This window comes from Shewanella xiamenensis (genome assembly GCF_024971755.1).
GTDB classification, from domain to species: domain Bacteria; phylum Pseudomonadota; class Gammaproteobacteria; order Enterobacterales; family Shewanellaceae; genus Shewanella; species Shewanella xiamenensis.
This window is the reverse complement of sequence record NZ_CP079718.1, coordinates 4,073,238-4,086,601: the sequence shown is the minus strand read 5'-3', so window position 1 is coordinate 4,086,601 and position 13,364 is coordinate 4,073,238. Positions and strand designations below refer to the sequence as shown.

The window sequence follows — 13,364 nt, the reverse complement described above, 5'->3', positions numbered from 1 at the left end:
CAGTGGTTAGCTTGTTTAATGGAGAAAGAACGATGAGCCCAGATCATAAGCCAGAACTAACCACACCACCTTTCCCTGTCATTCCTCAGGAAGCCTTTGACTGGTATGACGAATATGCCCACGGCATTATCGACCGCCGTGAGTTTATGGCTCGCCTTGCGGGCCTTGTGGCACTGGGTTTTACCATGACCACGCTGACGGGCGCACTAATGCCTAATTACGCCTTAGCCGAGCAAGTCTCCTTTAACGATCCCAGCATTCAAGCCAGTTATGTGAAGTTTCCATCCCCCGATGGTTATGGTGAAGGTCGCGGTTATTTAGTCTTGCCAAACGCGTTGCTGATCCCAGGCCAAAAGGCGGGCGATCCTAAGATCTTAGACCCCACTAAAAAAGCCGCCGTGGTGTTAGTGGTACATGAGAACCGAGGCTTAAATCCCTATATCGAAGATGTTGCTCGCCGCTTAGCGGCCAAGGGTTATATCGCCTTTGCCCCCGATGCGCTTTACAGCCTTGGTGGATATCCTGGTAATGATGATGCGGGCCGTGCTATGCAAGCGAGCCTCGATAGATCCAAAATCGAGCAGGATTTTATCGCCGCCGCGCGCTTTTTAAGGTCGCACCCGCAGAGTAGTGGCAAACTCGGCGCCGTCGGTTTCTGCTTTGGTGGCTATATCGTCAATATGCTCGCCGCCACCATTCCCGATGAGCTAGCGGTAGGCGTGCCTTTTTATGGCACGCCCGCAGCAACTGAGCTGCGCAGCCGCGTGAAAGGTCCGTTGATGTTGCAATTTGCCGCTTTAGATCAACGGATTAACGATACATGGGCCGAGTATGAAGCCCAGCTAAAGGCTAATAAAGCCGATTACGTCGCTTATCTTTACCCGAATGTGAATCATGGTTTCCATAACGATTCCACCGCCCGTTATGATGAGCAAACGGCTGAGCTCGCATGGACAAGAACTTTGGATTTTTTTGGTAAACATTTACTCGTATAAGTCCATTTGGCGCTATTGCAACGCTTGATGGGCTGATGTTTCTTGCGTTGCCAACTTGTAGGTGATTCGTTGTTTTATACGCGAGTGGGATCAAAATACTTGCTATCGGTTCCCATCTCGCTAGAATGCCCGCTCGAATACCTTTAAGTAGAGGCGCGCTGCCTATGACTACTTGTGCGGAGGGTGATGCCGCAGATGTACAAGGAAAGGAGTCAGCGCCGAAGTAGCCAGGTCATCAAACCGAGCTGCTGGTTTTGCATCAAATAGGTGCAAGACTGCCATAGTCATCCACTATGGAGCGCTACCTGAAGGGGCTGAGGAGTAATACCTCCCTATAGGTTTTGTTTCTTTATCCTCTCGGTAGATCTCCACCCGTTTTTTGGTGAAAAGAGATCATGGACATTAGTCATTTTGCTGACTCAGGTTGGTCAGTACTTCCCCCTTTGTTAGCCGTCGCCTTGGCGATCATCACACGTCGCGTACTGTTATCCCTTGGCGTAGGGATTGTGGCCGGCAGTTTGTTACTCAATCAGTTTTCTCCCCTTGATTCACTGCACTATATGTTCAATACCGTGCTGAAGATTTTTTGGGTCGATGGCGCACTTAATCGCGATAATATCAATATGTTGCTGTTTATGTTGTTGCTTGGTGGACTCATTAGTCTGATGACGGTTTCTGGCGCAACCCGCGCCTTTGCCGAGTGGGCGGCTAAGCGCGCTAAGACCCGTCGCGGCGCAAAAGGCTTAACTGGCGTGATGGTGTTTGCGTTTTTTATTGACGACTTTTTTCATAGTTTGTCGGTTGGCGCTATTTGCCGTCCGGTGACCGATCGCTTTCAAATCTCCCGCGCCAAACTGGCTTATCTTTTAGATTCTACCGCTGCGCCCGTGTGCGTATTGATGCCCATCTCCTCTTGGGGCGCATATATTATCGCGCTTATCGGTGGCATTATGGCCGCCCACGGCATTAGTGAGCAAAGCCCAATCTCAGCCTTTGTTGAGATGATCCCGATGAATCTGTATGCCGTGTTTACCCTGTTGATGGTGCTGGTGGTGATTATCTTTCAAATGGATATCGGCCCGATGCGTAAACATGAAGCATGGGCGCTGGAGGGGAAGCTTTGGGATCCGTCTAAGCCTCGTCCAATCGGCTTAGATATGGAAAGCCCTGAAGAAAGTAACGGTGGCATGATCGATATGGTATTGCCGATCCTAACCCTCACCGGCGCGACCGTGTATTTTATGATTTCCTCTGGTGCGGCAGTATTGGATGAAAAAGGGCTGCCATTTAGCGTACTTGGCTCCTTTGAAAACACCAATGTGGGCTCCTCGCTAGTGTATGGCGCACTGTGCAGCTTGGCGGTGTCAATTCTGCTTGCGCTGCGGTTAAAATTGGGTGCTAAAAACTGGCTTAAAGCCGCCCCGCAAGGCGTGATGGCCATGCTACCTGCGATCAATATCTTGCTATTTGCCTGGGCGATTGGTGCGGTTGTTCGCGATGTTGAGACAGGCAAATATCTGGCCTCCCTCGCCAACGGTAATTTGCCAATGGAAGTGTTGCCTGCGGTGGTGTTTGTGTTGTCCTGCGCCATGGCATTTGCCACCGGAACCAGTTGGGGCACCTTTGGTATTATGTTGCCACTGGCCGGCGACATGGCCGCTGCCAGCGATATCGGGTTAATGCTGCCAATGCTTGCCGCAGTGCTTGCGGGTTCAGTGTTTGGCGATCATAGCTCGCCGATTTCCAGCACCAGTATTTTGTCGGCCACGGGGGCAGGTTGCCACCATATTGACCATGTGATGACCCAGCTACCCTATGCCTTAGCCATCGCCTTTGGCGCCACTTTAGGCTATTTGGCCATGGGGATTATGCATTCAACCTTAGCTGGATTCGCCGTAAGCGCCCTGTGGTTTGTGCTCTTCACTGCTTATCATCTGCGTAAAACGAAAAATCAGCCTTTGTTAGCTACGGCATAAGGCACTTTTATACGCTATCAACCAGGGGCCCACGGGCCCCTTGGTTTTTTGTGGGCTTGAGTAAACCTGCATCCATTCAAATAAACTTAAGTCATCACTTAACTATCTAATTTGTAATGTGAAAGTGGTAGACAGATGTTAAACACAACGTTATCTTAGGTTTTTAACAAGGATGAAACTTAATCGTGACCTCGATTCAGTTCACTTGCATCAGGAAGATGTATCTTTATTTCGCAAGAACACCTCCTGAACAATATGCGATAAGACTCTAGGTGCTAGAACCTAGGCCCTATAAAAGCATTACAGCAGTGCAATCCCTTGGCTAATGGGTGTTGGCTAAGTGCGGTAGCCATGGAAAGATTTTTGTCGGTTCACAAAGTAGTGAACTGGTTATTTAGCGGCCTTTCGGCCGAGGTGAATCAAGGTCGTGGGTCTTCAACCCACACCCGACCAAGAGGGGATCAACAGCAATTCCCTCTTGGATCTCCCTTGCCGCCCCCTAACGGAGTTGAAAGCCCCTTGGGCATTAAGCGTTCTTATGCTATCGCGTCAGACGCTCGTCCCTGATTCGACTGACGCTATCTCGGCATCCATGCCTCGCTCACGCAACGAACGCAAATGCCCTGCGGCAACTCCGAGGGGATGGTGTATTCCTTCGGCTCAGGTGTTATTGGTCGATTGTTAAAGCATAAAAAGTGCCTGTCCGATCTTTTTGATTTTATCCGTTGGAATTGATGATTTTTACGTGAGTATGTTGATTAACTAATAATTATACTGATGTTGGGTGAGGTGTCTGTATGTATAGAAGTATATTAGTGATTTTATCTTTTTTTTCAGTATCAGCTATAGCGGTTGAAAGCCCTTATTCAATTGATAAGACGTATGAAAATAACCTGCCTAAATCATCCTTAAAGGTGGCTTTCTCTGAGGCTAAAAAAGAAATATTAATATCTGGTACTGCTGGTGATGAATTTTCTGCTGATAAAAGAATTTATTTATGGAAGTATAATGTTGATAATAATGGAGTGGATTATATTAGCTCCGCCAGTTTTGGTATAGCATCAGATCTCGTTGGTTATATTAATGTGGAACCTATAGGTGAATATAATAAAAACTATTACGCCTTATATGATTCAAATTATGATGGAGTTAGAAAATTAGTTAGATTTACTCTTGATGGCAGTGAGTTGTCATTGTCTCAAGAGGTAGAGTTTTCATCCGGTTCAGGGCGATCTAGTTCATATGTAGAACAGGTTAAATTTGTAAATAAAGATACCATTATTGCTTTACACCCTAATTATGATGATACTCATACAGGAAAAACCAGTTACGATTATAGTGTTTGTAAGTTAAGTATAAATGGTGTGATAGATTCTTGTGAACGTAAAAAAATCTTAGCTGATAAATCGCTCATATCAAATAGTACCTACAAGCTATATCGATTAGAGGGGCGTGATGAAGTCATCTTCTCTCCAGAAAGGGTGGGGATTAATGAAACGAAGGTAGAGCCTAAGTTATATGCTTTGAAATGGCAGTCTGATATTAATGACTTTGTGGTTTTTCAAGAAATAGTTATCCCAGAAAGAGTTGATTCATCTAGATTTAGTGGTGTTGAAGCTATATATACAATTAATGATGGGAAAGAACTTATTGTGGGTAGTGATATGTTGTTGAATTATAAATACTCATCAGAAGATAATAAGTTTTTTCTATCTAAAATGAAGAATAGTGTTAGTTATCCCAAAGAAGCTATTTATTTAAAGAGTGAAAATTATTTTATTGAACGCTCTGGAAGACATTCTTATGTGTTTGATGATGAAGAAAAGTATTTTTATAAGTCTTCCCAGGTGTATGCTATTGCAGATGGTTGGTTTCAACTCACTGATGACAAGAAAGGTTTTTTCGTTAACTTAATGTCACCTAATATTACAACGTTTACCCTCTCTAACCCTAATCCTCTTATATATAAAGGTGGTTTACCTAAAGGCTCTGTTCCAGCTGTTCAAGATGTTCCTTTGGCGATAAATATTAAGAAGCATTTTCTAAATGGAAACAACCTTGTGGTTACCGGTTTTCAAACTGAATATATACATGAAAGATTGATTTGGGATGGTGAATATATTCGTGGGACTTTTTCTAATGAAGATATGTTTGCCTCAAAAAATTTAATTGATCCAACACCAGCCAGTCCCATTCAAGTGAGAGTGAATATTCCTCCATTATCTACAGAGATCTTTTATATTACACCGACTAATGTTAACGATGCTCCTATTTTAACTGCGGAGATTGGTATTCAGTATCTTCAGAAAGATCAAGAATATTACGGTGGACTTCCTGGAATTGTCATTGATCCTGATAGAGAGCCAGTGACTTATACATATAAGAATGTACCGAGTGGATTAATGGCAAGAGAGGATGGAATATTCCACGGTGCAGTTAAGACTAAAGGTCAATACTTGATGACGGTCACCGCAACTGATCCGTTGGGCGCACAATTGACGTTTGATGTGACATTTATCGTTAATGATACTGGTGAACCAGAGAAGTCATCCGGCGGCGGAGCTGTTAATTATTCATTATTTATCTTATTAATTACATTGTTTTTTAGGCGTTTAAAGCATATTTAAACGCTTGGTTAAGTGTGTTGCGAACTGTCATCTTAGCAGGGGAAAAGGGAGCTTCTCCATTTATTTTTGATAAAGAGTCGAACATGGAGGATTGTTCGTCCTATCCTCCTTGCCTATTGTTTTCACATCAGCCAAGACTCCCCTAACGGAGTTGAAAGCTCCTTGGGCATTAAGCGTTCTAATGCTATCGCGTCAGACGCTCGTCCCTGATTCGACTGACGCTATCTCGGCATGTGATAGGCAGGATGCCTGAATGTCGTGAAGTGCATGGTCAATGATGTTCCATACATAATACTGACATTTTCCATTTCCCTATGGATCAGATGCACGAGAACGACCATGCCTTGCTCATGCAACGAACGCAAATACCCTGAGGCAACTCCGAGGGGATGGTGTATTCCTTCGGCTCAGGTGTTATTGGTCGATTGCTAAAGCATAAAAATGTATCAGTACTATCTTTTGATGAATGTTAATTGAACCTGGTTGATATTCTTGTTTTATCTTGGGTGGCCTGATTTTTGTCTTCGATTTGATTTTTCTATTATCTAACAAGATTCATTTGGGGAATTTCATGACTACTGTGATGTATCAAATTCAGAATGTTGATAATTTAATTTGTAGGAATATATCATCTTATACAAATAATCGAGATTTGTTATCTCAAAATTTATTGTCACAGCTCAGAAATCTTATCGAAGGAGTTAGTGTTCTATTTCATCAAGGTTCACTTTCTGCAGAATTTCAATATCCCGCAATAGATCCAGCAATCAAGTTTGTAAAGAGTAAGTCAGAGCTAAATTTTATAGGTAGATTTCATAAGTTATTGCAAATTAGTGCATCACACTACACATTGGATGGTGATAATTCAGAAAGGCTCATGCTCAAGTATTATGAATATCTTTACAGAATAAAATCATTGATATACAAAAAATATAATTTTATTATACTTGATAATCTTGAGTTGTTTCCTGTAGATTTAGACCCGTCGTTAACCGCTTATCATGAAATGATAGCAGGAAAAGTTAAAAGTGCTTATCAAAGGGATTCAAATAATGTTTCAATTGGTAGATATTATATACATAAAATAAAACCTTTTTTCTTAGGTGGCGAAGTTTATTATGAAGTTATTTTCTTAAGGGCTGTTAATAAGGTAAATAAGTTTGATAGGTTAATTGCATTTACTAATATTGATATGACTGAGAAATATGCAGCCATGTTAACTCTGCAGCGTGAGACTATTAACGTGCTTGGTAATAATATGCCAATCACAATAATTAGAGGGTGGGAGGTTTCAATTAGACCTTGTGAGTTCAATAATTATGGTTATCTAATTGGTCGTGAACTGAAAGTTAGGTCAAATTCTCCTGAGTATTATAATTTAATGCGTTGGTTGACACAAAATTCAACTAATCTTTTAGATTTGATAAAAATGGATGAATATGATTATCAAGAAATAAAAAGTTATTGTATTTCCTCACTGTCAACAACTTCTCAGATATTCAGTATGTTAGACTATGTACGATTTTTTTCTGGTAAAAATAATCCCGGTACAAGAGTTTTGCTTTATCTGATGCTGAGAATGAATAATCAGATATTAAAGTCTCAGTATGGTTTTAATAAGTGCCATTTATTAACTGGTTTGAATGTTAGCTTTTCATGTATTCCTTTTGACACAATGCCATACTGTACATCATTGGCAGGGCATAATCCCAAATATTGGGATCTTGTCGAAAGCATCGAGCAAGTAGGAAGAGAGCATGAGTTATTGATCAGGAAAATAAAGAATAATGTCGAAAGACATTCTATCTTATACACTCCATTGTCCGATTTAAATGAGTTTAAAAATATTGAGTTTTTAAAAAATAACTATAATAAAAAGATTTATAGCAAACATTATGAAAATAGAGAGATGCTCATTGAAAATGAGCATGCATTTATAAATGGTTATGAAAAAGATACATTGTCAATTATAAATAACCTGATGGAATATTCAAGCTCTGGAATTCTAGGTTATTCAAATGCTGTGGAACGCTGGGTAAAAGATAGTTCAAGAATAATAGATGATGAGGTAAAACTTGCTGCGCTTAAAGGATTGTTTGAGTGCTCAAAAGTTGCTGTTATATATGGTGCTGCTGGTACAGGAAAATCTACAATGGTTGATCATGTTGCAAACTATTTTGGGAGTAACAGCAAGCTATTTTTAGCTCATACAAATCCAGCTATAGATAATCTTAAACGTAAAGTTTCAGCTCATCAAAATTCGATATTTAGAACGATTAGAAGTCATAGTTATAAGGGTAGAGAAAATATAGAGTATGATTTGTTGATAATTGACGAATGTAGTACTGTTAGTAATTCTGATTTCTTAAATGTCATTGAAAATACAAAATACAAGTTGCTATTGCTAGTCGGTGATGTTTTTCAGATCGAGTCAATAGAATTTGGTAATTGGTTTAGTGTTATACCGTCATTTATTCCACAGACTTCAGTTTTTGAACTAACGACACCATTTAGAACAAAAAATAAATCGCTTTTAGGTTTTTGGAATAAAGTTAGGAATATTGATGATGATATTGCAGAAGTTATTGCTAGAAATCAGTATTCATCTGTTTTGAATAGTTCTTTATTCGAACCATTAGGGAAGGATGAAATAATTTTATGTTTAAACTATGATGGGCTATATGGTATAAATAATATAAATCTTTTTCTTCAGGCTAGTAATGTCGGTAAATCAGTTGTTTGGAAAGATACTACATATAAAGTAGGAGATCCTATTTTATTTTCAGACTCAGAACGTTTTAAAAAAGTTGTATATAATAACTTGAAAGGTTGGATAGATGACATTTTTTATAGTAAAGGTGAGATACAGTTTCAAGTTATTTTGGATAGGCCATTAACTTCTTTTGATGTTATTGGTACAGAGTTGACTTGGATTAGGGACTCTGTCGTTCGTTTTTCTGTATATGACTATGGATATGAAGCTAGTGACAACGACGATGATGACTTGAATATGATAGTACCATTTCAAGTTGCTTATGCAGTATCGATACATAAGGCTCAAGGTTTAGAATATGACTCTGTAAAAATAGTTATTACAGATGCTAATGAAGATGACATTACTCACAGTATTTTTTATACAGCTATTACACGAGCAAGAGAAAGTTTAAAGATTTTTTGGACGCCAGAGACTCAGCAATCAGTCTTAAGTAAACTTAATCGTCAAATTAATAAAAAAGATGTTGTACTGTTGACCATAAGAGGTAATTTACGGTGAAGATTTAATGGAAGTTTTAATGAGCCACCCATTGTTAAATTCTAAAATTGGTAGTAAAGATTACTCGGCTTGCTTTGCATGGCTAGAGGCAACACAAAAGTAGCAGAAGTACACCCATCCCCTGCGAAGTTGCTGAAGGGCGTTGAAGACTTTTTATTATAAAGGATAGAGCGTGACGCAGACAGGACTTCTGCGTAGCTTTCGGGGAAGGGGCGAATGAAAATCGGTGATTTTCGAATTAGTACGAAGCCACTCTTTTTGTGGCTAATTTTTTATTAATTAGCCCACAAAATATATGCTGAAACTGATGGGTACACCAGATAGGGCACTGTTGCACCAGTGACCTTCTAAAACATGGATGTTTTAGTAGAGCCTACAGGGATGTATTTATGGCGTGTCACTGGGGTAACAGTGCTAAAGCCTGCGGCAGGCAATGAGTTACATCATCACCTTACAGCGATATTGTTGCTAGTTCGCAATGCAAAACGAACCAGCAACATCGGGTGTGGGGTGAAGCCCCACGACCTTTTCGGTCGCAAGACCGATCTTAGATCTCAAACCGCGTTAGCGTAATCTAAATCCCGATTACTCGGGATCATAATCCAACACTGGCGCTAGCCACTTCTCCGTCTCTGCAACAGTCATCCCCTTACGCTTAGCGTAATCCTCCACCTGATCGCGGCCAATATTGGTCACGCCGAAGTAGCGGGATTTCGGGTGGGCAAAATACCAGCCCGATACTGCGGCGGTGGGGAACATGGCGTAGCTTTCGGTAATATTTAAGTCGATGGTTTCATTCGGCTTTAATAGTTCCCACAGCAGGCCTTTTTCGGTGTGATCCGGGCAAGCGGGGTAACCCGGTGCAGGGCGAATGCCCTTGTATTTCTCACGAATTAACGCCTCGTTATCGAGCTGCTCATCGGCGGCATAACCCCAAAACTCTTTACGTACGCGCTCGTGCATCCGCTCGGCAAAGGCTTCGGCTAAACGGTCGGCTAAACACTTGAGCATAATGGCATTGTAGTCATCGTGGTTCGCCTCAAAGCGGGCGATATGCTCATCGATACCATGGCCAGCGGTCACGGCAAAGCCACCCATATAGTCGGCAACGCCGCTGTCTTTGGGCGCCACAAAGTCGGCCAGACAGAAGTTATCGTTACCCACACGCTCAAGCTGCATCCGCAGGTGATGGGTGGTCATTTCGACTTCGGTGCGAGTCTCGTCGGTATAGAGCTCAATATCATCGAAGCCGACGGTATTGGCGGGGAATAGCCCAATCACGCCCTTGGCGGTGAGCCATTTTTCATCGATGATTTTTTTAAGCATCGCCTGACCATCGGCGAACAGTTTCTGCGCCTCAACGCCCACTACTTTGTCGGTTAAGATCTCGGGGTAATGGCCGTGCAGCTCCCAGGCGCGGAAGAACGGCGTCCAGTCGATACGGTCAACTAAATCGGTTAATGGATAGTCTTCAAATACTTGGCGACCCAGCACATTGGGCTTGAATGGGGTGTAGTTTGCCCAGTCGTGCTGGCAGCGGTTTTCGCGGGCAGCCTCCAGCGAGACGATTTCTTTACGCTTGGTTTGCGATAAACGCTTAACGCGCATCTCTTCGTATTCGGCGTAGGTCTCATCGATAGTCGCTTGGCGAGTTTCATTGCTGACTAGCTTGCTGACCATAGGCACGGCGCGCGAGGCGTCGGCAATGTAAATCGCGCCATGGGGATAATGGGGCGCAATCTTCACTGCGGTATGGATTTTCGAGCAGGTTGCGCCGCCGATAATCGCTGGAATGGTGAGGCCTTCACGGTGGAAGGTTTTCACATTGTGCACCATCTCATCGAGGCTTGGGGTGATAAGCCCAGACATGCCGATAATATCGATATTGTGCTCTTTAACCGCCTCAAGAATGCGCTCTACCGACACCATCACGCCTAAATCGAACACTTCAAAACCGTTACAGGCGAGCACCACGCCGACAATATTCTTGCCGATATCGTGCACATCGCCTTTTACGGTCACCATCAAAATCTTACCGTTAGATTGGCCTGCAACTTTTTCCTTTTCAATAAAGGGATTGAGGTAGGCCACGGCCTTTTTCATCACCCGCGCGGATTTGACCACCTGTGGCAGGAACATTTTACCCGAGCCAAACAGGTCGCCGACGATATTCATACCGTCCATTAGCGGGCCTTCAATCACATCCAGCGGACGGGAGGCAGCTTGGCGAGCCGCTTCAGTATCTTCGTCGATAAATTCGGTGATGCCTTTCACCAGCGCATGGGCGAGACGTTGATTAACTGGCCATGAGCGCCATTCTAAATCTTCTTTTTTGGCGGCACTTGAGCCATCGCCACGGAATTTTTCAGCAATCTCAAGCAATTGCTCGGTATTGCTCGAACCCTCAACCGGGCAAGGCAGGTTGAGCACCACGTTCTCGACCCGTACTTTAAGCTCTGGGTCGATATCGTCAAAAATCGCTAACTGGCCCGCGTTGACAATCCCCATATCCATGCCGACTTTAATCGCGTGGTACAGAAATACCGCGTGAATCGCCTCACGCACTGGGTTGTTACCGCGGAACGAGAACGACACGTTCGACACCCCGCCTGAAATCATCGCGTGGGGCAGGGTGGCCTTAATTTCTTTAATGGCATCAATAAAATCGACAGCATAGTTATCGTGCTCATCGATACCCGTGGCAATGGCGAAGATATTCGGGTCGAAGATAATATCTTCGGGCGGGAAACCCACCTTATCGACCAGCACGCGGTAGGCGCGGGTACAGATCTCGACTTTGCGTGCCTTCGTATCGGCTTGGCCTTGCTCGTCGAACGCCATAATAATGGCAGCCGCGCCGTAGCGTTTAACGAGGGTTGCCTGCTCGATAAACTTCTCTTCGCCTTCTTTTAAGGAGATAGAGTTAACAATGCCCTTGCCTTGAATACATTTGAGGCCCGCTTCAATCACCTCCCACTTCGAGGAGTCGATCATAATCGGCACGCGGCTGATATCCGGCTCAGAGGCGATAAGATTTAAGAACTTATGCATCACCTCTACGCCATCGAGCATGCCTTCGTCCATGTTGATGTCGATGATTTGCGCGCCGCTTTCCACCTGTTCACGGGCGACATCGAGCGCCTGCTCGAACTTGCCTTCTTTGATCAGCTTTAAAAACTTGGCCGAACCTGTAACGTTGGTGCGTTCACCTACGTTTACAAATAGGGTTTGGGCATCGATAGTGAGCGGTTCCAAACCCGATAAACGGCAGGCGACGGGGATCTCGGGTAGTACCCGTGGTGCAAACGGTTCCACGGCTTCGCGAATGACCTTAATATGCTCGGGCGTGCTACCACAGCAGCCGCCGATAATGTTGAGCATGCCTTCACGGGCCCATTCTTGGATAACGCTGGCCATGTCTTTTGGGGTTTCGTCGTAACCGCCAAACTCGTTTGGTAGACCCGCGTTAGGGTGCGCCGAGACATAACATTCGGCGATGCGTGACAGTTCTTCAACGTAGGGACGCAGCTCTTTTGGCCCAAGGGCGCAGTTAAGACCGATAGATAAGGGCTTGATATGGCGAAGGGAGTTATAAAAGGCTTCGGTGGTTTGTCCGGTCAGGGTTCGGCCCGAGGCATCGGTAATAGTGCCTGAGATCATCACTGGCAAACGCGCTGGCGAATTTTGCCCAAAGAGTTCATCGAACACGGTTTCGATGGCAAATAGCGCGGCTTTGGCGTTCAAAGTATCGAAAATGGTCTCGACCATAATGATATCGGCGCCGCCTTCAATCAGCGCGCGGGTCGATTCGCAATAAGCGGTCACTAACTCATCAAAGTGGATATTACGATAGCCAGGGTCGTTCACATCAGGGCTGATAGAGCAAGTGCGGTTAGTGGGTCCTAACACACCGGCGACATAACGTGGTTTACCCGTGGCTTGCTCGATTTCATCACAGGCCTCACGGGCGAGGCGCGCACCTTCGCGGTTAATGTCGGCGGACAGCGACTGCATATCGTAGTCGGCCATGGCGATAGTGGTGGCGTTGAAAGTGTTGGTTTCAATAATATCGGCACCGGCTAATAGGTAGTCGGTGTGAATTTGTTTGATGATGTGTGGCTGTGTGAGCACTAAAAGATCGTTATTGCCCTTAACGTCGGTATGCCAATCCTTGAAACGCTCGCCACGGTAATCGGCTTCTTCTAGCTTGTAGCCTTGGATCATAGTGCCCATGGCGCCGTCTAAAATCAGAATGCGCTTTGACAACTGGTTGCGAATGTCAGCCAGTGTTTGGCTGGCTCGATGGAGAGATATCGCCATAAATGATTACCTTTACTACAGCTAAGTTGAGTCCAAAAATATGCAATTCTGCGGTAAATTGCATTTTATTATTGAATGTCGTTCGTTATGGTTTGGACATTTATACGTATAGACGTCCATAATACGCGACATCGGATTGTCAGGGCAAGGTGAAAGTCATTAGGAGCGAGAA

General features: G+C 43.9%; 5 protein-coding genes and 1 riboswitch. Of the genes, 4 read left to right on the top strand and 1 reads right to left on the bottom strand.

All coding sequences use genetic code 11. The annotated features are described in order from the left end of the window. The first annotated feature begins 32 nt into the window (after positions 1-32). The 4 genes from KXJ80_RS19120 (at position 33) to KXJ80_RS19105 (ending at position 8,872) form a co-directional block, all read left to right on the top strand. Entirely contained in the window at positions 33-995 is a 963-nt protein-coding gene (locus tag KXJ80_RS19120; RefSeq protein ID WP_218737296.1) for a dienelactone hydrolase family protein, read from the top strand. A 140-nt stretch (positions 996-1,135) separates the two neighbouring features. Further along, positions 1,136-1,307: riboswitch (Lysine riboswitch) on the top strand. 83 nt (positions 1,308-1,390) lie between these two features. Continuing rightward, positions 1,391-2,971 (top strand): Na+/H+ antiporter NhaC family protein, encoded by a 1,581-nt coding sequence (locus KXJ80_RS19115; RefSeq protein ID WP_218737295.1) that lies wholly within the window; start codon positions 1,391-1,393, stop codon positions 2,969-2,971. 797 nt (positions 2,972-3,768) lie between these two features. Further along, complete coding sequence (locus tag KXJ80_RS19110; RefSeq protein ID WP_218737294.1) at positions 3,769-5,598, top strand: putative Ig domain-containing protein; 1,830 nt, start codon at positions 3,769-3,771, stop codon at positions 5,596-5,598. Between the two features lie 571 nt (positions 5,599-6,169). Further along, positions 6,170-8,872 carry an ATP-dependent DNA helicase gene (locus KXJ80_RS19105; RefSeq protein WP_218737293.1) on the top strand — a complete coding sequence of 901 codons (2,703 nt, stop codon included), beginning with the start codon at positions 6,170-6,172 and terminating at the stop codon, positions 8,870-8,872. 585 nt (positions 8,873-9,457) lie between these two features. Here the strand turns inward: KXJ80_RS19105 and metH are convergent. Next, entirely contained in the window at positions 9,458-13,192 is a 3,735-nt protein-coding gene (gene metH / locus KXJ80_RS19100; protein WP_218737292.1) for a methionine synthase, read from the bottom strand. Positions 13,193-13,364 lie beyond the last annotated feature (172 nt).

Coding starts and splice junctions, on each gene's coding strand:
- KXJ80_RS19110 (WP_218737294.1), top strand. CDS start 3,769: ATGTATAGAAGTATATTAGTGATTTTATCTTTTTTTTCAGTATCAGCT.
- metH (WP_218737292.1), bottom strand. CDS start 13,192: ATGGCGATATCTCTCCATCGAGCCAGCCAAACACTGGCTGACATTCGC.
- KXJ80_RS19105 (WP_218737293.1), top strand. CDS start 6,170: ATGACTACTGTGATGTATCAAATTCAGAATGTTGATAATTTAATTTGT.
- KXJ80_RS19120 (WP_218737296.1), top strand. CDS start 33: ATGAGCCCAGATCATAAGCCAGAACTAACCACACCACCTTTCCCTGTC.
- KXJ80_RS19115 (WP_218737295.1), top strand. CDS start 1,391: ATGGACATTAGTCATTTTGCTGACTCAGGTTGGTCAGTACTTCCCCCT.